The following is a 25019-nucleotide window of genomic DNA, read 5'->3' on the forward strand; positions in this document are numbered from 1 at the left end:
GGCAACGCAGATGCCGTGCCGCAGCCGCCGGAGCGGTGCTTAAGCCGTCAGGCGAGAATTGTGCGGTATTGCCTTAGCTCACATTCTAAATAACATCAAAAAGCGGCGCAGAGCCGGGCGTTATCTTCTCCGGTTCTGCGCCGTTTTTTTATTTTTATGTGATAATGAACGATTTACAGGATATCCCACTGCACGGGGGTCAGGAACAGCTTTTCCGCCTCGGCACGGTCGGTGGTCTGGCCCAGCACCCACATCAGTTTGACTGCGGTGGCTTCGGGGGTCATATCGTGCGCTTCCAGCACACCGGGCAGGGCTTTGGCCGCGCGGCCAACTTCGTACACGGCAAGGTCGCTGCCCTCATGCGGTACCTGGGTGGTGAACACAGCCAGGTGCCCCGCGCCGCACCAGTCCCGCACGGCGGCAAACATGGCACCATCATCCCCGCCGGGCAGGCCGCCCACGCCAAAGCTTTCCAGCACCAGGGCGCGGTAACGGCCCTCCAACATGGGGATGATATCCGCCCGCATGCCCGGCACCAGCCGCAGCACAAACACATTGGGGTCCAGCGCGGTACTGAACACTGCATGGGTATACTCCGCCGGGCGCTGCAGGAACTGGATCAGGCGGCGGTCCCGGAACATGGCAGTTTCGGGATAATCAATGCTGGAAAACGCGTTAAAACTCTTGGTTCGGGTTTTGCGGGCGCGGGTGCCCAAAATCACCTGATTGTCAAACACGATCTGCACACCCCAGGCATCCGGGTGGCAGGCATAGGCCACGGCGCGCCACAGGTTGTTGCGGGCATCCGTATCGCGGTTATAAATCGATTTCTGGCTGCCGGTCAGCACCACCGGCTTGGGGCTTTTCTGGATCATGTAGCTGAGCGCTGCGGCGGTATAGCCCATCGTGTCCGTGCCATGGGTGATGACAAAACCGTCATAGCGGTCATAGTTTTCCTGCACAGCAGCGGCAATGCCCTGCCACTGTTCGGGGCCCATGTTGGTGGAATCCAAGTTATACAGCTGGATGGTATCAATGCGGCAGAATTCCGCCAGTTCCGGCACGCAGGAAAGCAGCTCTTGCGAGGTGATAGCCGGGGCAAGCCCGCCCGCCGCCGTTGGGCGCGAAGCAATGGTGCCGCCGGTTGCAATCAGCAGGATCGTTCTCATAAATTAGAGTTCTCCTTTTATTTTTCACTGCACGGTGCCTTGGCGCAGGGGCGGGGCACTCTTGTGCATAATATTCATAAGTGCGCTTATTATACCATCTGTGTGCGCGCAAGGCAAACATTTTTTACAGGGGTTGACAAGTTCGGTCTATTGTTATAGACTAGGTTTATAGCAATAGACCAAATGAGAGAAGGAGCACCCCGAAATGGAACAGGATTACCGCCTTGCGGAAGGCGAATACCGCTTTGCCTGCCTGGTGTGGGCCAACGAGCCGCTGGGCAGCGGCCAGCTGGTAGCGCTGGCAAATGAAGCCCTTGGCTGGAAGAAAAGCACCACCTATACCGTGCTGAAAAAGCTGTGTGAGCGCGGTATATTACACAATGCAAACGGCACCGTAACGGCACTGGTCAAACAGGCCCAGGTTCAACAGGAAGAAAGCGCCGCCGTCGTGCAAAAAAGCTTTGGCGGCAGCCTGCCCCGCTTTGTGGCCGCTTTTTTGAACACCAGCTCCATCAGCGAGGAAGAAGCCGCCGCCATCCGCGCCATGCTGGATGACGCCCGCCGCCAGGACAGCGATGCCTGAATGCTGCTTGCTTACTGCTTAACGGAAAGGAAAAACGCCATGATGTTCAGCATCCGTTCTTTTGTGCTGTATGCCGTTGGCACCAGTATGTGCGGCGGCCTGCTGGTACTGCTCTGCCTACCGTTGTGCGCGCTGCTGCGCAGGCTGCGGGCACCCAGCAAACTGCTGTGCCTGCTTTGGCTGGCGGTCGGGCTGCGGTTTCTGCTGCCGGGCGGCATCCCGGTATCCATCCGGCAGCCGGGCAGCGCGGCCCCCATTCAACAGGCTGGCGCCGTGGTTCAGGCGCTCACCGTGCCCGCGGAACTCCCGGCGCAGGCTTTGCCGGGCGCGGCAGGCAGTGCTCCCCTGCCCGGCAGCATGTTTAACATCTGGGTGGCACTGGCAGCGATCTGGGCTGCCGGGGTAGTGGTTTTACTGGTGCGTGCGGCGGCTGGCTATTGCCGCCTGCGCCGCATGGTGACCCTTGCCTGCAAAACGCCGGATGGCTGCTACACCTGCGCCGCGGTTGCCACGCCGTTCACACTTGGCGCGCTGCGCCCCCGCATTTATATGCCGCAAAGCCTGCAGGGTTCCCCACGCCGTGCGGTGCTGCTGCATGAACGCACCCACATCCGCCGGGGTGACCCCATTACCAAGCCGCTGTACTATCTGGCCGCCTGCCTGCACTGGTGGAACCCGCTGGCGTGGCTGGCGTTCCGTCAATTTGAGCAATACATGGAACTTGCCTGTGACGAAGCCGCCATCGGCACCGCTCCCGCTGCCGAGCGCGCTGATTACTGCGAAAGCATTCTGCGCTTTGCCACGGTGCGCCAGATGCCCGGTGCCCTCGCTTTTGGGCAGGGCCAGGTGGCCAAGCGGGTGGCCCACTTGCTGAAATACCGCAAACCCGCCCCGCTGTTGTTAGCCCTTGGCTGTGTGCTGGTTGCGCTGGGCTGCGGTGCCTGCGCCCTGCGGCCCCAGGCGGAAACCATAACACCGCAGGCCGAACCCGTTTCCGCTGCGGCAGAACCCACGCCGGGACCTGCCACTCCTGCTGATGATACGCTGACCAACAGCGCCGCGGAACCCACCGCACAGCCGGAGCAGCCCCAGGCCACGGCAGAGCCGCTGGTTTTTGGCTGGCCGGTGGCAGATTTCCATTACATTGCCCGCTTTGTATCAGACTGTCACCACGGAGCGGATTACAGCGCCACCAAAGGTACGCCGGTGCTGGCAGTGTATAACGGCACGGTGGCGGTTGCCAACAACCACCCCAGTTACGGCAATTATGTGGTGATCGCCCACGGCACCCTGCCGGACGGCCACAGTTACCGCACGCTGTATGCCCACCTGGATACCCTGAGCGTGGCAGCTGGCGATACAGTGACCCAGGGCCAGCAGCTTGGCACGGTGGGTTCCACCGGCAACTCCACCGGCAACCACCTGCACCTGGAGCTGTTTGTGGATGGAGCCTTGACCGATACCCGCACAATGATTCCTTACGATAACACTACCTCCCCGGACCTGCATTTGACCACCACGCTGGATTTTATCTGCCCGTTGGAAAGCTACACGGCAATTTCTGCCCCCTTCCGCACCGATGATTCCGATACACCGCCCCACCTTGGCGTGGATTTTGCCGTTGCGGGCGGCACACCGGTCCAGGCTGCACAGAGCGGCGTTGTGACCCAGGCAGGCTGGGATGATGACCACGGTTACTTTGTAACCATCTACCACGGTGCAAACGCCGCTGCCAACGATGACGGCACTTACCCTGCCAACTATGCCACCAGCTATGCTCACCTGCAAAGCAAGCCCGCCGTGCAGGTGGGGCAGCGGGTCGCGCAGGGGGATGTGATCGGCTATGTGGGCAGCACAGGCAGTTCCACCGGCAACCACCTGCACTTCCAGCTGCTGGTAAACGGCACCCCCGTTGACCCGCTGGCCATGCTGCCGCAATAAGGGAAACCAAATGAAACTGAAAACATTCTATGTACGGGCTGCTGCAGCTGCGGCGGCAGCCCTGCTTTTTTTGTACCCATTCCCCGCCCATGCAGCGGATTCCGCTGCCTTGCAGGGCCAGGTGAGCGCGGCACAGCGCGAATATGAAAGCGCCGCCAGCACACTGGACAGCATGCAGCAGCAAGCCAGTGACACCCGCCAGCAGGTCAACGACTTGCAAAGCCAAACCAACGCACTGCGCGGCCAACTGGGCAGCATTGTGGCCCAGCTGGAGCAAAGCCGCACCGAGCTGGCCGAAGCCCAGAACCAAGCAACCGCTGCGGCCAAGGCGCTGGAAGAAAAGCAGGCTGCGTTCAGCGCCCGATATGACAGTTGCAAGCAACAGCTGACCGCCATGCAGCTGCTGAACGAAGGCGGGGAAATCAGCCTGTTGATGCAGGCGGATGATTTGTACGAACTGCTGACCTTTTGGCAGGTGCTGAACGATTTGACCGAGCACAATAAACAGCTGCTGGACGAGTTGGATGCGGAAGCTCAGGCTCTGGACACCCAACGCCAGCAGGCCGAAGCCGCTGCAACGCAGGCCGAACAGGCCGCCCAAGCCCTGCAAGCGCGCCAGGATGAACTGACCCAGACGCAGATCCAGCTGGAACAGGCCTTGCAGCAGGCCAGCACGGAACTGGACAGCCAGCAGGCAGCCGCCGAAGCCCAGGCCGCCGTGACCGAAGAAAAACGCAAGGCCTATGAACAGGCCACCGCCGCGCTGGATGCCTACTTAAAAGCGCAGAGCCAGAAATACCAGGATCCCGCCCGCCATTGCAGTTTGGATTTCACCTGTCCCCTGCCCAGCGTGGGGCGCATCAGCACCTACTTTGGGGAGCCGGATGCTGTATACAACAAGCCGCACACAGGGGCCGACATGCCCGCCGCCAGCGGCACCCTCATTTACGCCGTGGCGGATGGCGTGGTCAGCGCGGCATCCGCCCGGCCCAGTTATGGCAACTGTGTGCAGATCGACCACGGCACCGCGGATGACGGCAGCAGCTATGCCACCCTGTATGCGCACATGTCCAGTTTTTGCGTCAGCGCGGGGCAGACGGTGCACAAGGGCGATGTGATCGGCTATGTGGGCAACACCGGGGATGTGCGCGGTGCCAACGGCGGCTACCACCTGCATTTGGAGCTGCGCATCAACGGCACCCGCACCGACCCGCTGCAATACATCCCGCACTGAACGGTGAATGTCGATTGACCGGCTAACGTACAAAACAAACACACTATGGCTGAACTGCAACACAAAACACCGCGCAAACCCCGCCGCACCAACCTGCGCCGGCTGCCCGGCTGGCACAGAACTGGCGAGATTTTTTATGCCGTCGGCTTTTTAACAGAATATTGGCTCATCTGCCTGGGCCGCAAGGCTGCCGCCGCGGCGCACGCTGCGCGGGATGCTTCACTTTATCTTATCTGGCTGCTGCTTGCCCCGGTGTTGGAGCTGGGGCAGGCATTCTGCACCGCGCTGGCCGGGCCGCACCCGCTGCGGCAGCTGGTGCCATGGCTTGCCCCCTGCGCCGCCGGGGTGATACTTTGGGCTGTGGTTGCCCATGGGCTGAACCTGCACTTTACCCTGCAGGTGGAAGTAAACGGCACCGTAGTTGGCAGCGTTGCCACCGAGCAGAACTTTGATACCGCCCGCACAGACCTCCAGGCCCGCCTTGCCGCCGCACGGCAGCTGGCGGATTCCGATACCGCCGCCCTGCCGGTGCTGGAGCCGACCTATACCCTGCACATCGGCGGTACCCCCATGACGGAATTGCAGCTGACGGATGCTATTCTGCGCGCCAGCGGCAGCTCCATTGTGGAAGGCACCGCAGTGTATCTGGATGGCAGCCTTGCTTTTGTTACGGTAGAGGGCGACCACCTGCGCTGCTTTTTCAACCAGCTACAGCGGCCCTGGCGCGCCCCTGGGCAAAGCAATGTGCGCACCGCATTTCTGCACGAGCTCCGGCTGGTGGATGGCATCTATCTGGCGGGTTCGGTGCAGCCTTATCATGAAATCATACAAGCCTTGCAAAGCCGTGATTTATTGCAGGTCAAAACTGTGTACACCCGCGTGTATCAGGAGCCGATCCCCTATGACCAGCAGACGGTGGAACGCAGCGACCTTGGCTTTGGCGTGGTGGAAACCATCCAGCAGGGCGTTGACGGCACCCAGCAGCTGACTGAGGAGATCACCTATGTGAACGGCGTGCAAACTGCCGCCGAGGTGGTACATATTGATATATTGACCCCTGCAGTGCCGGAGATCACTGCCCGCGGCACTCATCTTGCGCCGGGCATGACGGCGGAGCTGGACGGGCACACCTTCATCTGGCCGGTGCCGCAGTACAAGCATGTAAGCCGCTGGATGGGCGGCAGCGACAACCACAAGGGCGCGGATATTGCCGCGCCGCGCGGCACCCCCATCATTGCCTCAGCAAGCGGCACGGTGGTAACGGCCACCTACCACAACAGCGTTTTCAGCTATGGCAACTATGTCATTCTGGACCACGGGGATGGCTACCGAACCTTGTATGCCCACATGAGCGCTTTTGCCGTCAAGCAGGGCGATGTGGTGCAGCAGGGCCAAATCATTGGCTATGTGGGGGATACCGGGTATGCTTTCGGCTGCCACTGCCACTTTGAAATGTTTGGTCCCGGCGGGCGGTTCAGCGCGCAGCTGCTGTTCCCAACTTTATAGTGCAGCAGCTTTCCATTTTTATAAGGCAACACCGCACAATTCCCGCCTGACGGCTTAAGCACCGCTCCGACGGCTGCGGCACGGCATCTGCGTTGCCAAAATGCTCGATAATGTCGGGTTGCGGTACCCGCATCGTGCTTCGGGGGCAAAAGCCCCTCGCACTCTGCGACCGCTGCCCCTGCTTCGGTTCGCTGTTTCCGCCACTGGCGGCGCTCACCTTTGCAGCATCCAGTATTATCTGCGCTTTTGGCCTAGCAGCTGCCGCACCTCGCTCGCCGTATCGGCACTTAGAATTATGCGGTATTGCCATAAAATTTTGCAATCCACTTTACCTTTTCCGTTTTTTGTGTTAAAATTTTAAGTAATTTATGGGGACAATGTCGTCCGCCCTTGTTGGCGGCTGCATTGTTCCCTTTTTTTACTTATAATGGAGGTGGATGGTATGGACCGCATTGACCGCAAAATCATTGATATTCTGCAAACAAACGCACGCGCCCCGCTGAAAGAAATTGCCGACCGGGTGTTCCTGTCCTCCCCTGCGGTTTCGGCCCGCATTGCCAAACTGGAAAAAGACGGCGTACTGACCGGCTATCAGGCGCAGGTTGCCCCGCTCAAGCTGGGGCAGCTGGTCAAGGCGTTCATCAACCTGGATATGGACCCCAAGCTCAAGCCGGAGTTTTACCCCTACATCCAAAGCTGCGGCAATGTTGTGGAGTGCAACTGCGTGACTGGCGATTACAGCATGCTGATTGAAGTGCTGTTTGGCACCACGCAGGAGTTGGATACCTTTATCAACCATCTGCAGCAGTTTGGCCGTACCCGCACGCAGATCGTGTTTTCCACCCCGGTGGAGCACCGCGGCCTGCCGGTGAGCGAACCGGAGGAAGAACCGGCGGCGGAAACCTGACTGCCTGTTCCCGCCTTTTCCCATCCCTGTCCTGAATATGGGCGGGGATTTTTTTATTTTACCTGTTGACAGCTGTGTATATTGCGTATATACTGTATATATAGCATATGAACAGTTCAGATTGCAAGGAGGAACACGGCATGGAGCTGTATATCTCCAATTCCGGCCAGGAACCCATTTACGCGCAGATCACCCGGCAGATCAAAGCCAAAATTTTGAACGGCGAATTGCAGCAGGGCGATGCACTGCCCAGCATCCGCCTGTTGGCGAAGGAGCTGCGCATCAGCGTGATCACCACCAAGCGCGCGTATGAAGACCTGGAGGCCGATGGTTTTATTACCACCATGCCGGGGCGCGGCAGCTTTGTTGCACCGCAAAACCCGGCCCTACACCGGGAGGAAAGCTTAAAACAGATGGAAGAGCACCTGCAGCACGCCATTGATGCCGCGCGGCGCGGCGGCATTACCAAAGACGAAGTGCGCGAAACCCTTGACCTTTTGTGGGAGGAATCATGATGGCTGAACCTTTGGCCGCCGCACTGCATGGTGTGGCAAAACATTACCACGGTTTTACCCTTGGCCCGCTGAACCTGGAAATTCCCGCCGGGAGCATTGTTGGCCTGATTGGTGAAAACGGCGCGGGCAAAACCACCCTGCTCAAACTGCTGACCGGTGTAAACCGCCCGGATGCCGGCACCGTGGAGCTGCTGAGCGCCACCCCAGATGATGCCGCCGTGCGCGCGAAAATTGGCGTTGTGTTTGAGGATGCCTATTTTTATGAATCGCTGACCCCCGCGCAGGTTGGTGCCAGCCTGCGCGGCATATTTGGCCCAGTGTGGGATGCCGGTTATTTCGCCGCTCTGCTGGAGCAGTTCCACCTGCCGCCGAAAAAGAGCATCAAAGAACTCAGCCGCGGCATGCGGATGAAGCTGAACCTTGCCAGCGCTTTGGCCCACCGGCCGGGGCTGCTGGTGCTGGACGAAGCCACCTCCGGGCTGGACCCCGCCGCCCGCAGCGAGATTTTGGATATCCTGCTTGATTTTATCCAGGATGAGCGCCACAGCGTGCTGTTGAGCAGCCACATTACCACCGACCTGGAACAGATCGCCGATACCATTGCCTACCTGCACCACGGGCAGCTGCTGTTTGCCAAAAACAAGGATGACCTGATGGAAGAATACGGCATTCTGCGGTGCAGCCAGCAGGACCTTGACCGCCTGCCGCCGGAGTGGATCGCCGCCACCTGCCGCACCGCCGCCGGCTGCGAAAGCCTGGTACACCCGCGGGTCAGCGTCCTGCGCGCATTGCCCGGTGTGGTATGCGATGCCGCCAGCATTGATGACATCATGCGTCTGACCAGCAAGGAGGGATAACAATGAAAGGTCTTTTGTGCAAAGACTGGGCCATTTTGGTGAACAGCTACAAGAAAAATTTCCTTATTATGGTTGTGCTTTATCTTGGCATGGCGGTCTGCCTGCATATGGATTACCTGTACTATGCGCTGGTTGCCGTGTGCGGCGTTTACGCATCCAGCACCATGAATTTTGATGATTCCGCCCACTGGGATACCTATGCCCGCACCCTGCCGGTCACACCGGGGCAGATTGTTGGCTGCAAGTACCTGTTGGGGCTGCTGCTCACCCTGTTTGGCAGCGTTTGCGCCGCGGTGGGGATTTTCCTTGCCGGCCAATACACAGATGTGTTGGAAGCGGCATTCTCGATTCTGGTCATTGCCGCGTTTTCCCTGCTGCTGTTTGCCGTCAACATGCCGTTTTCCTACAAATTCGGCGCGGTGCGTGCCGGCACCTGGGTGTACCTGGTCACATTCTTTGGTGTTTTCCTCATAATTTTTGCCATGGAGCATCTGCCCTATCTGCAGCGTTCTTCCGTCATTTCCCAGCTGGACGCTTTGGGCAATGCCCTCACCGCGCAGCCGGTGCTTTTGTTGCTGCCCTGCGCGGCCGTGCTGCTGCTCTACCTTGGCAGCTGGGCCTTGAGCGTACAAATTTATCAGCGCAAAGAGTTTTGAGGGAATTCCTGGTTCTTTTGCTCGGCGGTAAAAACGCTGAGTGAAAACACGCCGGATCAGGCCGGAGCAGCTAAAAACCGGCAATCCGCTATTGACAAACCGGCACCCGTGCGGTAAAATAATTAAGTATTCAATGCGGGTGTCGTACAACGGCTAGTACATCAGCCTTCCAAGCTGGGGACGAGGGTTCGACTCCCTTCACCCGCTCCATATAAAAACAGCGCAGAATCGAAAGATTCTGCGCTGTTTTTCTGCTCAAGTACCCACTTTCTTTTTTACCCAATACCAAAACAGGCAGTGTCCTTCTCCCCTTTCCGGGAGCGGCACTGCCTGTTTTTATTCTATTAAAGTTTCTTCGGTTCCCTTCTTTTCAAAGAAGGAACAAAACTCCCGTAACTTTACTGCTGCTGTTCCGCGCGCTTTTTGGCGATGGCGGCCAGGGCATCCTTGCGGGACAGGTTGATGCGACCCTGCTGGTCGATGTCGGTTACCATAACGATGATGGGATCGCCCACGGCAACAACATCTTCCACATGCTCTACACGGTGGTCGTCCAGCTTAGAGATGTGAACCAGACCTTCCTTGCCCGGGGCAATCTCAACAAATGCGCCAAAGTTCATCAGGCGGGTCACGCGGCCCTTGTAGATAGCGCCCACTTCGGGATCTTCCACAATGGTCTTGATGGTGGAAATCGCGCGCTTGGCGTCGTCCTGATCCACAGCGGAGATAAAGACGTGGCCGTCCTCCTCAATGTCGATCTTGCAGTTGAAGTTGGCGCACATTTCCTGAATGACCTTGCCGCCCTTACCGATGACGTCCTTGATCTTGTCAACGGGGATTTGCATGCTGAACATCTTGGGTGCATACTTGGAAAGCTCTGCGCGCGGCTCGGCAATGCAGGGCTTGATGATCTCGTCCAGGATGAACAGGCGGCCCTTGCGGCACTTTTCCAGTGCTTCGGCCACAATATCATAGGTCAGGCCGTCCACCTTAATATCCATCTGGATAGCGGTAATACCGCGGCGGGTGCCGCCAACCTTAAAGTCCATATCGCCGTGGAAGTCCTCCACGCCCTGGATATCCAGCATGGTCATCCAGCGGCCGCCGTGCAGCGGGTCGCCATCGGTGATCAGGCCGCAGGAGATACCGGCAACCGGTGCCTTGATGGGCACACCAGCATCCATCAGGGCCAGGGTGGAAGCGCAAATAGAAGCCTGAGAGGTGGAGCCGTTGGAGCTCATGATTTCAGAAACGGTACGGATGGTGTACGGGAACTCTTCCATGCTGGGCAGCACGGGGATCAGGGCACGCTCCGCCAGGTTGCCGTGGCCGATCTCGCGGCGGCCGGGGCTGCGGGGTGCGCGGGCTTCGCCGGTGGAGTACGGCGGCATGTTATAGTGATGGATGTAGCGCTTGAGCGGGGTGTCGGACAGGTCGTCCATTATCTGGGCATCTTTGGTGGAGCCCAAGGTGCAGATGGTCAGGGCCTGGGTCTGGCCGCGGGTGAACAGGCCGGAGCCGTGCACACGGGGCAGCACACCGACTTCGGCGGCCAGCGGGCGGATCTCATTGATGCCGCGGCCGTCAACACGCTTGCCTTCTTCCAGCAGCCAGGTGCGCACAACCTTCTTCTGCAGCTTATAGCTGATCAGATCCAGGTCGGCGGCGCTCAGTTCGGGGTGTTCCTCGGCAATAGCATCCATGATGGGCAGCATGGCGGCATCGCGGACGTTTTTGTCGTCGGTGTTCATGGCAGCCTTGACATCTTCCAGGTGCTTGGCGTACACATCCGCCAACAGAGCGTGGTCCAGTTCCACCGGGGTAAAGCTCTTCTTCGGCTTGCCGATCTCTGCAACAATGCCGTTCATAAAGGTGAGCAGCTTTTTGATTTCCTCATGGCCAGCCTTGATGGCGTCCATCATGACCTCTTCGGTCACTTCGTTGGCGCCGGCTTCAATCATGACGATCTTTTCCATGCTGGCAGCCAGGGTCAGGGCCAGGTCAGAGCGCTCGCGCTGCTCCTTGGTGGGGTTCAGCACGATCTCGCCGTCCACATAGCCGACTGCCACGCCGCCGATGGGGCCATTCCAGGGAATATCCGACATGGCAATGGCGAGAGACGCGCCGTTCATACCGGCAATCTCAGGGGAGCAGTCCGGGTCAAGGCTCATCACAGTCATGGTCACGCAGACATCGTTGCGCATATCCTTGGGGAACAGCGGGCGGATGGGGCGGTCAACCACGCGGGAGGACAGGATGGCGTGTTCACCGGGGCGGCCTTCGCGGCGCATAAAGGAGCCAGGAATACGGCCGGCGGCGTACAGCTTTTCTTCAAATTCCACGCTCAGGGGGAAGAAATCCACCCCTTCACGCGGCTTTTCGCTCATGGTAACATTGCACAGCACGCAGGTTTCGCCATAGCGGATCATTGCGCTGCCATTGGCAAGGCCGCAGAGCTTGCCGGTTTCCACCACAAACGGGCGGCCGGCAAAAGTTGTTTCAAACTTGCGGTAGTTGGGGAAAGTTGCCTTACGGGATGCAAATTCCAGTGCCATAGTAATTCTCCTTCTGATATAATTTTTGATACCTGGTGGGAATATGCGGTTCAGGCAGCCCCATGCTTTGAGCAATAAATCCAGCGGCGGAACGGTTGTTTTGCTCCGGCGTTCGATTTACTGCACAAACCATGCGGGCGGCCAAAAACATTAAGTTAGGAGGGAGGAGTTAGGAGTTACAGCACTGACCAAAGGTACCGCACATTACATTGTAAAAGGCAGTGGGATATAATGGACTGGCAACGGTGGCCGGAGTGCCAAAGTACCGTTCTTCTCTCTCGGGGTCCTAAGGCAACACCGCACAATTCCCGCCTTACGGCTTAAGCACCGCTCCGGCAGCTGCGGCACGGCATCTGCGTTGCCAAAATGCTCGATAAGACATCCAGTATTATCTGCGCTTTTGGCTTAGCATCTGCCGCACCTCGCTCGCCGTATCGGCACTTAGAATTATGCGGTATTGCCCTAACTTTATTCAATATGATTACAGGCCAGCGGCAGAGCATAATAAAAATGAATGCCGGAACACCTGCTGAAATATAGAAAATGGGCAGGGCGCACATACAGCGCCCTGCCCGTTTTGCGAATTACTTGCGCAGACCCAGTTCAGCGATCAGAGCACGGTAACGGTTGATGTCCTTCTTCTGCAGATAGGCCAGCAGGTTACGGCGGCGGCCGACCATCTTGAACAGACCACGACGGCTGTGGTTGTCGTTCTTGTTGGTCTTCAGGTGCTCAGTCAGGTGGTTGATGCGTGCGGTCAGCAGCGCAACCTGAACTTCCGGAGAACCGGTGTCACCCTCATGGATGGCGGCTTTTGCAATGATGGGCTGTTTTTCGATAGCAGACTTCTGGCTCATAGTAGTAATACCTCGCTTTATAATATTTGCCTACGGCGCAGCAAAGGGCAATCAAGGCTCCCTGATGCAGGGCATACACCCAAAGCCGGGCCGCGGTAACATTTAGATTATAGCATATCCGGCATAGCGTGGCAAGCCGTAACAGCAAAAAAACTGCACAGATTTTGCCCTGCTTTTCCGGCATGGGTCACAGGGTCACGTTTTTCAGATTGCGCAGATCCCTGCTTTCGCGGAAATCCTCATAATCCAGGCTCAGGTTCGGGTTGTAATAGGGGTCATGCAGGATATTCTGCTTACCGTGTACCTCATACAGGCGGGCCTGCTCCTTGGCAAAGCGGGCCTTTTTGGCGGGGTCTTCCTCGTCCGAACCGCGGGATTTGCTTTCGTGGTGATACAGCTCCGCATAGGGGGTCCACACAATACGCCAGCCTTTTTCCCGCAGGCGCAGGCAGAAATCCACATCGTTGAATGCAACCGTAAAGGCTTCATCCAACCCGCCAACGGCATCATAAGCCGATGTGCGCACCAGCAGGCAGGCCGCAGTGCAGGCGGAATAATCCTGCACGGTGGCCAGGCGGAACATGTACCCGCTACCGCCGCGCTTGTGGTACTTGTGGCTGTGGCCCGCATACCCACCCAAACCGGTGATAATGCCCGCGTGCTGGATGGTATCGTCCGGGTAATACAGCATGGCGCCGCAGGCCGCCACGCCGGGCTGGCTGGCTTCGGCCACCATCTGGGTCAGCCAGTTTCCGCTGATGATTTCAATATCGTTGTTGAGCAGCAGTAAGAACTTGCCGTTGGCAAACTTGCGGCCAAAGTTATTGATGCGGCTGAAATTGAACCCGCCGCTGTAAGCCACCACGCGGCAGTTGGCATAGCGGTCCGGCAGCTTTTCATAATAAGCCTTTGTGGCGGGGTCGGTGGAGTTATTTTCGATGACGATCACTTCAAACGCTTCGTACAGCGTTTTGGAGTACAGGCTGAACAGACATTTTTCCAGGTCGTCCACATGGTCCTTGTTGGGGATCAGGATGGACACCAGCGGTTCCGGCTCCGGCAGTTCCCACTGCACATGGCAGGTACCGGGGAAGATGCCCTCCTCTACCCTGCCGCTGCGGCCGGTTGCCGCCAGGTGGTCCGCCACGGCTTTCTGCGCGGCTTTTACCACATAGGGCTTGGCCTCGGTGCCGCCGGATGTGGACGCCGCATGAACCCGCCAGTAATACAGCACCTGCGGGATATGCAGCGGTGCGGCGTTGGCGTCTTTCGCCTGCATGGCGTCGATCAGCCGCAGGAACAGATCATGATCCTGTGCGCCGTCACACTCCGGGCGCTCCCCGCCGATGGCATCAAACAGACTTTTGCGGAACACGGCCAGGTGGCAGATGTAGTTGCAGGCCATCAGGTATTCCGGCGCATAGTCCGGCTTAAAGTGGGCCACATGGGCGGTTTTGGGGCTTTTGCGGAAAAGGGCTTCATCGCTGTAGGCGAAATCGGCCCCCGTTTTTTGCAGTTCTTTGCCCATGCAGTAGATAGCGTGCGGGGCCAGGATGTCATCATGGTCTGCCAGAGCCAGATATTCCCCCTGTGCCAGCCGGGCCGCCGCGTTGGTGTTGGCCGCAATGCCCTTGTTTTCAATTTTCACATAGCGAATGCGCGGGTTGGCCGCCACGTGCTTTTGCACCAGCTCCCCCACATAAGTGTGGGCATCGTCCGAAGCATCCGCCAGGCAGAGCTGCCAGTTGTGGGCGGTCTGGTTTTCCACACTATCGAGAAATTCTGTTAAAAAGTTTTGCGGCGTATTGTACAGCGGCGTTAAAATAGAAATGATGGGGAAGGTTTCCGCCGCGGGGTCGCTGCGCTGGGCTTCCAGCGCCATGTTGGACGGCCAGTACCGCGCCCGCTTGCCGAAAAAGCGCCGTTTGAAAAAGCCCGCCGCGCGCACGCACATGGTGCCAATGCCCTGTTCCTTCGTCAAGGTACGGGCATAGCCAAATAGTTCTTTGATGCGCTTGGCCTGCTGGTTCATAACGTTACGTCCTTTCGGGTGTCAGATTGTTGGGGGTTGTTCCGGTTCGGGTTCAGGCAGTCCGTCTGCCATGTTTGGGGGTTGGAATCGATGTACAGCCAGATGATTTCATAATCTGTCTGGGTACGGATGACGTGGTCATGGAAGGATTTTTGCCAGATGGGGTGATGGAGGTGTTTGGTTACGCAGCTCTTTAATTGTTGGACGATGTTGGAAACCGTAGGGGCGCGCATTGCGCGCCCGTCGCCCTGGATCAAAAGCAGCAAATGCACATGGTTGGGCATAACCGCGTATTTTTCCAGATGCACCGTCGGATATTTATCAGGGATTTGCAAAATAGCCTGTTCAACCACATTCCCTATCGCAGAGAGTTCCGGGCAAGGTGACGGGCGCGCAATGCGCGCCCCTACGGCCTGGGAATTCTGCCGCAATCGGGTGGGTTCTTTCCAAAATAAATGCACTCTGCCCTGCGTACAGAAGGTTATGAAATATGCACCATTTTGGCTGTAATCATATCCCTGCAAACGGTTTGGCACTCTTGTATGATACTGCATGCCGTTCACCAAATATAAAAATCCTGATATACTTTACCCATCCAGCCCGTTTGCCTGGCGCTCCATGTTTTCTACAATGATCTTGTGCAAATCGCCCTGGCTGGCGGCGTATTCCAGCACCTTCCAGGGAGTATCGGTGTGGTAATGCACTTTCACCACTTCCTCATCCCCTACCACGATCAGACAGTCGCCCTCGGCGCTGGCCATGATTCCGGCGCGGATGTCATCCTCGTCCAGGTTGCTGCCTTCGATCAAAAACTGGGTATCAAACTTATTTACCATTGTTTTATCCTCTGCCCCGTTTTATTTCAGCCCAAAGTTTTCAAACAGGTTGTTGAAATGCGGGTTATAGTACGGGTCATAATGATCAATATATTCGTGATACTTCGTGTAAAAGTTTGCCTTTTCGCGGGCATAGCGGGCGGCGTTTTCCGGGGTGGTGTCCAGCCCGCGGCTCTTGCTCTCGTAATGGTAGGCTTCGGCACGGGGGGTGTACACATTCAGCAGGCCCTTCTGCCACAGCTTCAGGCAGTAATCCACATCGTTATAGGCCACGGCGAACTTGGCTTCGTCCAGGCCGCCCGCCGCGCGGTACAGCTCCGTTTTGGTCATCAGGCAGGCACCCGTCACGGCCATATAGTCCTGCGTGGTGACAAGGCGGTACAAATCGCCCACAGCCTTGCGCGGGTAGCTCTTGTGGCTGTGGCCTGCACTGCCGTTGATGCCCATAATCACGCCCGCATGCTGGATGGTATCATCCGGGTAATAGAGCTTTGCGCCCACAGCACCCACATCCGGCCGCTGGGAATAGCTCAGCAGCTCCCGCAGAAAATCATGGCTGAGTACCTCGATATCGTTGTTCAGCAGCAGCAGATGCTCGCCCTTGGCAAAGCGCGCACCAAGGTTGTTGACGGCAGAAAAGTTAAACGGCCCCACATAGGTCACCACCCGGCTGTTGGGGTAACGCTCCGGCATGGTTTTGTAGTAGGCAAATGTTTCCTGCTGTTCAGAGTTATTTTCAATGACCAGGACTTCAAAGTTATCATAGCCTGCGTTGGCATACAGGCTTTTCAGGCAGCGGTCCAAATCGTCAATATGGTCTTTGTTGGGGATCATCACGCTGACCAGCGGGTGGCCGGTCAGTTCATACCGCACCTGGAACGCGCCGGGCACCCCCTCCACCTGCATGGCTTTGCCGGGCAGGTTCAGCCGCTGGAGCTGGGCATCAATCGCGCGCACACCGGCCGCCAGAGCATAGGGCTTCGCCTCCATGCCCGCCGCGGTGGAACCCGCATGGCCGCGCCAGATATAGAGCACCTTTTTGATATGGGCAATTTTATCCCGCGTGGTCTGTTCGGTCAGGCGCAGCATCAGGTCATGGTCCTGTGCACCATCGTACTCACTGGATTCATATGCACCGGCACGGTCCAGCAATGCGCGGGAGAACACCGCCAGATGGGTGATGAAGTTGACCCCGCGCAGATAGTCCGGCGCAAAGTCCGGCTTAAAGTGGTAGCCGCCCAGCTGTTTCAAATCCGCCGAAAGCACGATCTCATCGCTGTACACCAGCTCGGCTCCCTGGCTTTGCAGGGTTTTCACGCTCTCATACAGCGCGTTGGGGTACAGCACATCGTCATGGTCCAGCAGGGCGATATACGTTCCCGTTGCCAGCGCAAAGCCTGCCGTGGTGTTGGCCGCAATGCCGCCGTTTTCCACTTTCTTATACAGGATGCGCGGATCCTTTGCCGCGGCCTTGCTGGCATGGGTGCTGAACGCGGCATGGGCTGCGTCCGAAGCATCCACCAGCACCAGCTGCCAGTGGGGGTAGGTCTGCTTTTGCACGCTGGCCAGCATCTGGCCAAAGAACTTTTCCGGCGTGTTGTACAGTGGCACTACAACGCTTACCACCGGTCCCGGCTTGCCGTCTGCGTACTCGGCGCGCTGGGCTTTCAGCTCCCGGCGCAGGGGCAGGTCTGCCCGGTGCTGCCAGGAATCATGGTGGAACGCCAGCCCCACGCGGAAGGTCACATCGCGCCACAGCTGCTCGGCACCCTGCTCTTTCAGGGTGGCGGCACTGCGGCGGGCAAGGTCTGACAAATGGGCGGGGTTCAGCAGGCGTTTGGCCATGCCGCCCACACTGTCCGCCTGGGCCACATCCGCCGGGCGGTTCTGGTTCGGGTCCTGTGCCATGCGCCTTATCCCTCCACTTTGTCCGCCTTCATGGCGTCCTTCTTTTCAAACTTGCGGTATTCCGCCGTCACCTCTTTGGTGGGGCCAAGGCGGCGCAGGTGGCCGTGGTCCAGCCAGGCCACCTTATTGCACATGCGCTCAATCTGCTCAATGGAATGGCTGACCAGAATCACGGTCGTGCCGCCGGAAAGCAGCTCCGCCATGCGCTTCTCACACTTTTCCTGGAACAGGAAATCACCGACCGAAAGGATCTCATCCGCAATCAGGATATCCGGCTTGGTCATGGTTGCCACGGCAAAGGCCAGGCGCGCCACCATGCCGGAGGAATAGTTTTTCAGCGGCACATCCAAAAATTCCTGCAGCTCGCTGAACTCCACAATATCGTCAAACTTGGAATCAATATACTTGGGGGTATAGCCCAGGACCGTTCCGTTCAGGTAGATGTTTTCCCGCGCGGTCAAATCCATGTCAAAACCGGCACCCAGTTCGATCAGCGGCGCAATGGTGCCGTTCACCGTCACTTTACCGGCGCTGGGCTTGTAGACGCCGGAAATCACTTTCAGCAGCGTACTTTTGCCGGAGCCGTTCAGGCCGATCAAGCCGTAAAAATCCCCCGGCATAATGTCAAAGCTAACATCCGAAAGGGCGAAGAATTCATCAAATCGCACACCGCCGTGCAAAAGGGCCACAAAATATTCTTTCAGACTTTCGTGCTTTTCTTTTGCCAGGTTAAAACGCATCGAAACATGGTCGATGGAAATAATGGGCTGTTGCTTTTGTTCGCTCATCTTGCAGCCCCCTTACATATACAGGACAAATTTGTCCTGGTTCTTTTTGAATACATACACACCGATCCCCAGACTGAGCGCAGAACACAGGAAAGGAATCAGCACCATGTTCAGGGTCAGGCCGGTGCCCCACATCACGCAAGAACGCACCGCCGTGATGTACCAGTAGATGGGGTTCAGGTTGATGACAGCCTGCATCCAGGATGCCATCTGACTGGGGTCATAGAAAATGGCACTGCCGTATACCAGCAGGGTGCAGAAGACCTCCCAGATGTGCATGATATCGCGCACAAAGACATACATCGTGGACAGGATCAGCCCAACGCCCAGGCTGAAAACGAACAGCATAACAATGGGATACACCGCCAGCAGCACCGTGCGCAGCGAAATATGGGACCAGGTAACCAACGCTACAAAGAAGAGCGCCACCAGGCTGAAAAAGAAGTTGACCAGCGCAAAGCAGCATTTTTCCAGTGGAAAAATGTACTTGGGGATATAGACCTTGCGCAGCAGCGGGCCGTTTTTCAGCACGCTTTCCATCGCCATGCTGGTGGATTCGCGGAAGAAGTTGAACATCAACTGGCCAATGATCAAAAACAGCGGGAAATCCTCAATGCCATCCCCGCGCTGGTTGAACAGCGCGCCGAACACAGCCCACATGACAAGGCAGGTTAGCAGCGGGTTGAGCACGCTCCAGGCAACGCCCAGCACGCTGCGGCGGTACTTGAGCTTAAAATCCCGCGTGATGAGGTTTTGCAGCAGGTAGCGGTATTTCCAGAAACTTGCAAACGAGTTTTTTAAATTCTGCACATCGGTTCCCCTGAATCAGTATTTTTCAAAGTATTCAAACTTCTGCTCGGCAAAGGGCGTGTGCTCTTTGTCCTTGGCGCTGGTCTTATGCTCGCAGCCGCAGTCCGGCCACTGAACGTTGACGGTCGGGTCATCATAGGGGATACCGCCCTCTGCGGTCGGATCATATACGTCGGTACACTTATAGCAGAATTCCGCCACATCAGACAGCACCAGAAAGCCATGGGCAAAGCCTTCCGGGATATAGAACATCTTTTTGTTCTCGGCGGAAAGGGTCACACCCACCCACTTGCCAAAGGTTTTGCTGTTGGGGCGGCAGTCCACGGCAACGTCGTACACTTCGCCCATGGTCACACGCACCAGCTTGCCCTGGGTATGGTTCTTCTGGAAATGCAGGCCGCGCAGCACGCCCTTAGTGGAGCGGCTCTGGTTATCCTGTACAAAGGGCTTGTCAATCCCGGCGGCGGCGAAATCGTCGATCTGATAAGTCTCCATAAAATAACCGCGGTCATCGCCAAACACGGTCGGTTCGATCACAACAACGCCGGGGATTTCGGTTTCAATAAAATTAAACTTACCCATTTTTTCATATTCTCCTTTTATCGTTCGGGCTTTGCCCGTAGAATAACATAATAATACAGATACATTATATTCTGTTTCCGGTTTTTGCGCAAGACTTCCTGAATAAATGGCCGCCTTGCTGTAACAAATGGGCGGAAAAATCCGTTTATTTGGGTAAGAGGGCACCGTAAAACAGAAAATGACATTGCGGCCGGCCTTCCCCTATCCCGCAAATTTATGCTACAATGGATGCGAGGTGAACATGATGACAAAAACTGAGGCACGCGCACAGGCCAAGGCACTGCGCAAAAATCTGGACCTGCACGCCATCGGCGCTGCCATGACCCAGCAACTGTTTGCCCTGCCGGCATGGCGGCAGGCGGGCACGGTGTTCTGCTTTGTTTCCATGCGGGACGAACCGGACACCACCGCTATTTTGCAGCAGGCCCTGGTCAGCGGCAAGCGCCTGTGCGTGCCGCGCTGCCTGCCGGGCAATGACGGGCGGATGGAGCTTGTGGAAATCACCAGCCTGAACGACCTGCAGCCGGGGCGGTACGGGATTCTGGAGCCCTGCGGCGGCCGCACCATCGCCGCATTGGAGCCGGGCGCACTGGCCTTGATTCCCTGCCTTGCTGTGGACAAGCAGGGGGTGCGCCTTGGCCGCGGAGCCGGGTATTATGACCGGTTTCTTACCCGCTTTGGGCAGACCGGCCCCAAACTTTTGCTCTGCCCGGAGGCACTGGTCTTTCCCGCGCTGCCCACGGACGAATGGGATGTTCCCTTTACCCCCGGTGAAATATTGACGGAAAATGGGGTAAAATAAAAACAGTGGCGCATTTGCCGCACCCTGCCCCCCTGCTTGCCCCCGCTGCGCATTCCAACAACACAACCTACGCAGCCCTGCATCATACAGGGCCGCGCAAGATAAAGGAGATTTTTTATGAAAAAGCTGACATTATTTCTGGCTGCTGCCCTGCTGGCTGCCAGCTTTGCTGCGTGCGGAAATTCCGGCGCGTCTTCCTCCACAGCGCCGGAGCCAACGGCCATCCCGGATGACATCCTGAACGCCCCGGCTACCAAGCCGGACCCGGACATGGAGATCGATCCCGGTTTCGGTGTTGACCCGGAGGACAGCAGTGCTGCGCTCCAGCCGGAACCGGATGCCGAGCTGAGCGGCATTGTGGACCAGATCTATGCCGCACACCCGGTTGACCTGATGATGGTGGAAACGACCGCCGTGGACCTGACCAACGCCGAGTGGTACCCCTACCAGACCGGCCTGAACGAAGAGCAGATCACCAAGGTGGATGCCGCTGTAACCAGCGAGCCAGGTGTCGGCAGCCAGGCTTACTGCATGGTACTGGTGCGCCTGAAAGACAAAGCCAATGGTGATGAGATTGCCGAAGCCATGCTGGACGGCATTGACATGCACAAGTGGGTCTGCGTGGCGGCCGACAAGGCCAGCGTTGCCACTTTTGACGACAAGGTTCTGTTCGTTATGGCTGGCAGCGAACTGGTGGATGTAGACGCCCTGATGACGGATGCCGCCAACGCCCTTGGTGTAACTTTTGGTTACAATATGAGCAAGGAATCCGCTGAAGATTACGGCGAACTTCCGGATGAGCTGCTGGCTACCCCCGCGGTTGTTGGCTAATTTTTTACCGCTCTTTCAAAAATTTGCATAAAAAATGCGCCTGTGCTCAAAGCAAGCACAGGCGCATTTTATTGGCAATGCTGTAACTTATAATTACAGGAAGATGTACTTTAGGATGAACAGCACGGTCAGAACATACATCAGCGGGGTGATCTTCTTTTCCTTAGCCTTACCGGACAGCAGGTTAATCAGCGTCCAGGAAACAACGCCGATTGCAATGCCTTCGGAGATGCTGTAAGCCAGCGGCATGACCAGGATGGTCAGGAAAGCCGGGATGGCATCCGTCATATCGTCGAAGTTGATCTTGGCAACAGCGCCCATCATGTAGAAACCAACAACGATCAGGGCCGGAGCAGTTGCAAAGGAAGGGATGGTCAGGAACAGGGGGCTGAAAATGCTGGCCAGCAGGAACAGCACAGCGGTGGTAGCTGCGGTCAGACCGGTGCGGCCGCCCTCGGTAACGCCGGAAGCACTTTCAACATAGGTGGTGGTGGTGGAAGTACCCAGCACAGCACCGGCGCTGGTTGCGATAGCGTCAGCCAGCAGGGCGCCCTTGATGCGGGGCAACTTGCCCTCTTCGTCCAGCATATCGGCCTTGGACGCAACACCAATCAGGGTGCCCAGGGTATCGAACAGGTCGACAAAGAGGAAAGCGAACATAACAACGATGAAGTTGCCAATATTAAAGTTGGTGAAATCCAGGTTGAACACCTGGCCGAAGGTATTGCCCAGGGAGCTGAAGTCAAAGCTGACGAATGCGGTGGGGATGACAGAGTACATGCCAGCTTCTGCATCCGGCACATAGATGCCGGTCAGTTCGCAGATGATGCCCAGCACCCAGGTCAGGATAATGCCGTACAGGATAGCGCCCTTGACGTTCTTGATGAGCATAACGGCGATCAGCAGCACGCCGATCAGAGTCAGCAGAGCACCGATGCCAACGCTGTGGAAGGTTTCGCCCTTGAAGTGCTGGTAGGTCAGCAGGGTGGAATCGCTGTTGACGATGAGCTTGGCGTTCTGCAGGCCGACAAAGGCAACAAACAGGCCAATGCCCACGCTGACAGCGGATTTCAGCGTCAGGGGGATGGCGTTGAAGATGGCCTCGCGCACATTGGTCAGGGACAGCACGATGAAGACGATGCCTTCAACAAAGACGGCCAGCAGAGCCATCTGCCAGCTGTAGCCCATGGAGAGGACAACGGTGTAGGCAAAGTAGGCGTTCAGGCCCATGCCGGGTGCCAGTGCAAAGGGGTAATTTGCCAGGAACGCCATGAGCATGGTACCGACAAATGCTGCCAGAGAAGTGGCGATCAGAACTGCCTTTGCATCCATACCGGCTGCAGACAGAATGTTGGGGTTGACCGCAAGAATGTAAGCCATCGTCATAAAGGTCGTGATACCGGCCATGACTTCGGTTTTTACATCTGTGTGGTTCTCTTTCAGGTGGAAGAATTTTTCCATGATGTACCTCCGTTTTCAAAACGTTACTTCCGGGGCACACCAAAAGCGCCCGCACAGCGGGATTTTTTAGCAGGCATGCCCGCCGCGCCGCAGGTTTCCGCAAACGACGCAACATTTTTATTCTTGCCTATTCCTTTGCATTTGTAAACGGTATTTGTGAAAATAATTGCAGTTCTGCGTCAAACCATTTATCTGCCGCTCTTCCCCGCCCTGCCGCCGGGCAGCAAAAAGGGCCGCACCCCTGCGGGTACGGCCCTTAAATGAGCAGCAGAAATTATGCCTTGGCGGCTTTGATCTCCTTGATCAGTTCGGGAACGACTTTGTACAGGTCGCCAACAATGCCATAGGAAGCAATGCCGAAGATGGGGGCATTTTCATTCTTGTTGATGGCGATGATGGTCTCGGAATCCTGCATGCCGGCAACGTGCTGGATGGCACCGGAGATGCCCAGAGCAACATAGATGCGGGGATGCACGGTCTTGCCGGTCTGGCCGACCTGATGGTCAGCAGACAGCCAGCCTTCATCGGTAACGGCACGGGAAGCACCGACAACGCCGCCCAGGGCACCAGCCAGCTCTTCGGCCAGGGCAATGCCCTTTTCGGGGTCAGAGCTGATACCACGGCCAACGGAAACAACCACATCAGCACCGATCAGGTCAACCAGCTTCTTAGCGCTCTTCTTGATGTCCAGGATCTCAACATGGATATCGTCAGCAGTCAGAGCGGGGGTAACCTTCTCAACAACAACCTTGGCAGCACCAGCTTCGTCGAACGGCTGGGTCTGCATAACGCCGGGGCGCACGGTGGACATCTGCGGGCGGAAGCGCGGGCAGATGATGGTGGCCATCAGGTGGCCGCCGAATGCGGGACGGGTCATCTTCAGGTTGGTGTTCTCTTCAAACTTGGTGTTGTCCACATCAATGGTGGAGGTGGTGCGCAGGAAGTCCTTATACTTGGCGACATCCACATCCAAGTGGGTGCAGTCAGCAGTCAGGCCGGTGTGCAGGCGGGCTGCGCAGCGGGGGCCAAGGTCACGGCCCAGGTTGGTAGCGCCAATCAGCATAATTTCCGGCTTTTTCTCCATGATGAGGTCACACAGAACCTTGGCATAGCCATCGGTGGTGTAGTCCTTCAGCAGGGGGCTGTCGATATAGTAAACGCGGTCTGCGCCGTAGCCACCGAGAGCCTTGAGGTAGTCCTCGTTGACCTCGCTGCCCATCACAACGCCGCACAGCTCAACGCCAAGGTCGTTGGCCAGCTTGCGGCCTTCACTCAGCAGCTGATAGCTGATGGCCTGTACCTGGCCTTCGCGCTGTTCGCAGAATACCCACACGCCCTTGAAGGCGGCGGTGTCCATTGCATTGAATTCAGCCATTGTACTTCTCTCCTCTCTCAAATCAGGTGCTTGTCGTTCAGGATGCCAACCAGCTGGGCAGCATCCTCAACCATCATGCCGGCGCCCTTGACCGGGGGAGCAAAAGACTTGTAAACGTTCGTCGGGGAGCCCTTCAGGCCGATGGTGTCGGTCTCAATGAGGGGATCATCCTTCAGAGCATTGTAGTCGAACACTTCAACGGGCTTGTCATAGCACTCAAAAATGCCGGAAACGCTCATGTAACGCGGGGTGTTCAGCTCCTTGATGCAGGTCAGCAGGCAGGGGGTGTTCACCTTCAGCTCCATGTAGCCATCTTCAAGCTGGCGCTTGACGATCAGGGAGTTGCCGTCCTTCTTGATATCGGTAACATAGGTGACCTGGGGCAGGTGCAGCTTTTCAGCAATCTGCGGGCCAACCTGTGCAGTGTCGCCGTCGATAGCCTGACGGCCGCAGAAAACGATATCCTCCGGGCCAACGCCGATCTTGTTAACGGCAGCTGCCAGGATCTGGGAAGTTGCAAAGGTATCGGAACCGCCGAACTCACGGGCAGATACCAGCACGCCGCGGTCAGCACCGCGGGCGATCAGCTCACGAAGCATGCCTTCTGCCGGCGGCGGGCCCATGGTAACAACAACAACTTCGCAGCCGGTCTCATCTTTCAGCTGCAGGGCAGCCTCAACGGCGTTCAGGTCGTCGGGGTTGGTGATGGTTGCCATCGCAGCACGGTCCATGGTGCCGTCAGCCTTGACAGCAACCTTGCCCTGTGTATCGGGAACCTGTTTGACACAAACAATAGCTTTCATTGTACGTCTTG

General features: G+C 57.3%; 23 protein-coding genes and 1 tRNA gene. 11 read left to right on the forward strand and 13 right to left on the reverse strand.

Annotation, left to right across the window (positions count from 1 at the left end):
• Positions 1–173: 173 nt before the first annotated feature.
• Entirely contained in the window at positions 174–1169 is a 996-nt protein-coding gene (locus C4885_RS02470) for an asparaginase (RefSeq protein ID WP_113998877.1), read from the reverse strand.
• A 205-nt stretch (positions 1170–1374) separates the two neighbouring features.
• Here C4885_RS02470 and C4885_RS02475 point away from each other — a divergent pair, with 205 nt between their 5' ends.
• The 9 genes from C4885_RS02475 to C4885_RS02515 all read left to right on the forward strand — a co-directional run bounded on the left by C4885_RS02475 (position 1375) and on the right by C4885_RS02515 (position 9578).
• Positions 1375–1752, forward strand: coding sequence for a BlaI/MecI/CopY family transcriptional regulator (locus tag C4885_RS02475; RefSeq protein WP_113998878.1), 378 nt, complete (start codon positions 1375–1377; stop codon positions 1750–1752).
• Positions 1753–1791: 39 nt separating this feature from the next.
• A complete protein-coding gene (locus C4885_RS02480; protein ID WP_158538784.1) occupies positions 1792–3693 on the forward strand; it encodes a M23/M56 family metallopeptidase in 1902 nt (633 codons plus the stop codon).
• A gap of 10 nt (positions 3694–3703) precedes the next feature.
• Positions 3704–4927, forward strand: a complete 1224-nt coding sequence (locus C4885_RS02485; RefSeq protein WP_113998880.1) for a murein hydrolase activator EnvC — start codon at positions 3704–3706, stop codon at positions 4925–4927.
• 45 nt (positions 4928–4972) lie between these two features.
• Complete coding sequence (locus C4885_RS02490) at positions 4973–6433, forward strand: M23 family metallopeptidase (RefSeq protein WP_113998881.1); 1461 nt, start codon at positions 4973–4975, stop codon at positions 6431–6433.
• Positions 6434–6875: 442 nt separating this feature from the next.
• Positions 6876–7340 (forward strand): Lrp/AsnC family transcriptional regulator, encoded by a 465-nt coding sequence (locus C4885_RS02495; protein ID WP_113998882.1) that lies wholly within the window; start codon positions 6876–6878, stop codon positions 7338–7340.
• A gap of 140 nt (positions 7341–7480) precedes the next feature.
• A complete protein-coding gene (locus C4885_RS02500; RefSeq protein WP_113998883.1) occupies positions 7481–7855 on the forward strand; it encodes a GntR family transcriptional regulator in 375 nt (124 codons plus the stop codon).
• Positions 7855–8712, forward strand: a complete 858-nt coding sequence (locus C4885_RS02505) for an ABC transporter ATP-binding protein (RefSeq protein WP_158538785.1) — start codon at positions 7855–7857, stop codon at positions 8710–8712. Before C4885_RS02500 ends, C4885_RS02505 begins: the two co-directional genes overlap by 1 nt.
• A gap of 2 nt (positions 8713–8714) precedes the next feature.
• Entirely contained in the window at positions 8715–9368 is a 654-nt protein-coding gene (locus C4885_RS02510; RefSeq protein ID WP_113998885.1) for an ABC-2 transporter permease, read from the forward strand.
• A 135-nt stretch (positions 9369–9503) separates the two neighbouring features.
• Positions 9504–9578 (forward strand) — tRNA-Gly (locus C4885_RS02515).
• A gap of 188 nt (positions 9579–9766) precedes the next feature.
• Here the strand turns inward: C4885_RS02515 and C4885_RS02520 are convergent.
• The 9 genes from C4885_RS02520 to rfbC all read right to left on the reverse strand — a co-directional run bounded on the left by C4885_RS02520 (position 9767) and on the right by rfbC (position 19736).
• Positions 9767–11923, reverse strand: coding sequence for a polyribonucleotide nucleotidyltransferase (locus C4885_RS02520; RefSeq protein ID WP_113998886.1), 2157 nt, complete (start codon positions 11921–11923; stop codon positions 9767–9769).
• Positions 11924–12507: 584 nt separating this feature from the next.
• On the reverse strand, positions 12508–12780 hold the full coding sequence (gene rpsO / locus C4885_RS02525; RefSeq protein ID WP_113998887.1) for a 30S ribosomal protein S15: 273 nt from the start codon (positions 12778–12780) through the stop codon (positions 12508–12510).
• A gap of 187 nt (positions 12781–12967) precedes the next feature.
• Positions 12968–14812: a glycosyltransferase family 2 protein gene (locus C4885_RS02530; protein WP_113998888.1), complete on the reverse strand. Its 1845-nt coding sequence runs from the start codon at positions 14810–14812 to the stop codon at positions 12968–12970.
• Entirely contained in the window at positions 14809–15147 is a 339-nt protein-coding gene (locus C4885_RS16925) for a transposase (RefSeq protein WP_242979457.1), read from the reverse strand. The genes C4885_RS02530 and C4885_RS16925 overlap by 4 nt, the downstream gene beginning before the upstream one ends.
• A 252-nt stretch (positions 15148–15399) precedes the next feature.
• Complete coding sequence (locus C4885_RS02540; protein ID WP_113998889.1) at positions 15400–15648, reverse strand: kinase to dihydroxyacetone kinase; 249 nt, start codon at positions 15646–15648, stop codon at positions 15400–15402.
• A 21-nt stretch (positions 15649–15669) separates the two neighbouring features.
• Positions 15670–17556 carry a glycosyltransferase family 2 protein gene (locus C4885_RS02545; RefSeq protein ID WP_113998890.1) on the reverse strand — a complete coding sequence of 629 codons (1887 nt, stop codon included), beginning with the start codon at positions 17554–17556 and terminating at the stop codon, positions 15670–15672.
• A 5-nt stretch (positions 17557–17561) separates the two neighbouring features.
• Positions 17562–18344, reverse strand: coding sequence for an ABC transporter ATP-binding protein (locus C4885_RS02550; RefSeq protein ID WP_113998891.1), 783 nt, complete (start codon positions 18342–18344; stop codon positions 17562–17564).
• Between the two features lie 12 nt (positions 18345–18356).
• Positions 18357–19154 carry an ABC transporter permease gene (locus tag C4885_RS02555; protein WP_113998892.1) on the reverse strand — a complete coding sequence of 266 codons (798 nt, stop codon included), beginning with the start codon at positions 19152–19154 and terminating at the stop codon, positions 18357–18359.
• 15 nt (positions 19155–19169) lie between these two features.
• Positions 19170–19736, reverse strand: coding sequence for a dTDP-4-dehydrorhamnose 3,5-epimerase (gene rfbC, locus C4885_RS02560; RefSeq protein ID WP_113998893.1), 567 nt, complete (start codon positions 19734–19736; stop codon positions 19170–19172).
• Positions 19737–19977: 241 nt separating this feature from the next.
• Here rfbC and C4885_RS02565 point away from each other — a divergent pair, with 241 nt between their 5' ends.
• Complete coding sequence (locus C4885_RS02565; RefSeq protein ID WP_158538786.1) at positions 19978–20538, forward strand: 5-formyltetrahydrofolate cyclo-ligase; 561 nt, start codon at positions 19978–19980, stop codon at positions 20536–20538.
• 117 nt (positions 20539–20655) lie between these two features.
• Positions 20656–21369 carry a hypothetical protein gene (locus tag C4885_RS02570; RefSeq protein ID WP_113998895.1) on the forward strand — a complete coding sequence of 238 codons (714 nt, stop codon included), beginning with the start codon at positions 20656–20658 and terminating at the stop codon, positions 21367–21369.
• 93 nt (positions 21370–21462) lie between these two features.
• Here C4885_RS02570 and C4885_RS02575 read toward each other — a convergent pair whose 3' ends face one another.
• From C4885_RS02575 to acrB, 3 genes are all read right to left on the reverse strand, one after another.
• Positions 21463–22830, reverse strand: a complete 1368-nt coding sequence (locus C4885_RS02575) for an NCS2 family permease (protein WP_371681615.1) — start codon at positions 22828–22830, stop codon at positions 21463–21465.
• 274 nt (positions 22831–23104) lie between these two features.
• Positions 23105–24205: an acryloyl-CoA reductase electron transfer subunit beta gene (gene acrA, locus C4885_RS02580; RefSeq protein ID WP_113998897.1), complete on the reverse strand. Its 1101-nt coding sequence runs from the start codon at positions 24203–24205 to the stop codon at positions 23105–23107.
• A 17-nt stretch (positions 24206–24222) separates the two neighbouring features.
• Complete coding sequence (gene acrB / locus C4885_RS02585; protein WP_113998898.1) at positions 24223–25008, reverse strand: acryloyl-CoA reductase electron transfer subunit gamma; 786 nt, start codon at positions 25006–25008, stop codon at positions 24223–24225.
• Positions 25009–25019 lie beyond the last annotated feature (11 nt).

The sequence above is a fragment of the Subdoligranulum sp. APC924/74 genome, assembly GCF_003324125.1.
GTDB lineage: Bacteria > Bacillota > Clostridia > Oscillospirales > Ruminococcaceae > Gemmiger > Gemmiger qucibialis.

Excerpts from the sequence above, each read along its gene's own strand:
- C4885_RS02490 (WP_113998881.1), top strand. The coding sequence starts at position 4,973 with ATGGCTGAACTGCAACACAAAACACCGCGCAAACCCCGCCGCACCAAC.
- C4885_RS02540 (WP_113998889.1), bottom strand. The coding sequence starts at position 15,648 with ATGGTAAATAAGTTTGATACCCAGTTTTTGATCGAAGGCAGCAACCTG.
- C4885_RS02470 (WP_113998877.1), bottom strand. The coding sequence starts at position 1,169 with ATGAGAACGATCCTGCTGATTGCAACCGGCGGCACCATTGCTTCGCGC.
- C4885_RS02575 (WP_371681615.1), bottom strand. The coding sequence starts at position 22,830 with ATGGAAAAATTCTTCCACCTGAAAGAGAACCACACAGATGTAAAAACC.
- C4885_RS02530 (WP_113998888.1), bottom strand. The coding sequence starts at position 14,812 with ATGAACCAGCAGGCCAAGCGCATCAAAGAACTATTTGGCTATGCCCGT.
- C4885_RS02475 (WP_113998878.1), top strand. The coding sequence starts at position 1,375 with ATGGAACAGGATTACCGCCTTGCGGAAGGCGAATACCGCTTTGCCTGC.
- rfbC (WP_113998893.1), bottom strand. The coding sequence starts at position 19,736 with ATGGGTAAGTTTAATTTTATTGAAACCGAAATCCCCGGCGTTGTTGTG.
- C4885_RS02565 (WP_158538786.1), top strand. The coding sequence starts at position 19,978 with ATGATGACAAAAACTGAGGCACGCGCACAGGCCAAGGCACTGCGCAAA.
- acrA (WP_113998897.1), bottom strand. The coding sequence starts at position 24,205 with ATGGCTGAATTCAATGCAATGGACACCGCCGCCTTCAAGGGCGTGTGG.
- acrB (WP_113998898.1), bottom strand. The coding sequence starts at position 25,008 with ATGAAAGCTATTGTTTGTGTCAAACAGGTTCCCGATACACAGGGCAAG.
- C4885_RS02505 (WP_158538785.1), top strand. The coding sequence starts at position 7,855 with ATGGCTGAACCTTTGGCCGCCGCACTGCATGGTGTGGCAAAACATTAC.
- C4885_RS02545 (WP_113998890.1), bottom strand. The coding sequence starts at position 17,556 with ATGGCACAGGACCCGAACCAGAACCGCCCGGCGGATGTGGCCCAGGCG.
- C4885_RS02510 (WP_113998885.1), top strand. The coding sequence starts at position 8,715 with ATGAAAGGTCTTTTGTGCAAAGACTGGGCCATTTTGGTGAACAGCTAC.
- C4885_RS02570 (WP_113998895.1), top strand. The coding sequence starts at position 20,656 with ATGAAAAAGCTGACATTATTTCTGGCTGCTGCCCTGCTGGCTGCCAGC.
- C4885_RS02480 (WP_158538784.1), top strand. The coding sequence starts at position 1,792 with ATGATGTTCAGCATCCGTTCTTTTGTGCTGTATGCCGTTGGCACCAGT.
- C4885_RS02500 (WP_113998883.1), top strand. The coding sequence starts at position 7,481 with ATGGAGCTGTATATCTCCAATTCCGGCCAGGAACCCATTTACGCGCAG.
- C4885_RS02550 (WP_113998891.1), bottom strand. The coding sequence starts at position 18,344 with ATGAGCGAACAAAAGCAACAGCCCATTATTTCCATCGACCATGTTTCG.
- C4885_RS02485 (WP_113998880.1), top strand. The coding sequence starts at position 3,704 with ATGAAACTGAAAACATTCTATGTACGGGCTGCTGCAGCTGCGGCGGCA.
- rpsO (WP_113998887.1), bottom strand. The coding sequence starts at position 12,780 with ATGAGCCAGAAGTCTGCTATCGAAAAACAGCCCATCATTGCAAAAGCC.
- C4885_RS02495 (WP_113998882.1), top strand. The coding sequence starts at position 6,876 with ATGGACCGCATTGACCGCAAAATCATTGATATTCTGCAAACAAACGCA.
- C4885_RS02520 (WP_113998886.1), bottom strand. The coding sequence starts at position 11,923 with ATGGCACTGGAATTTGCATCCCGTAAGGCAACTTTCCCCAACTACCGC.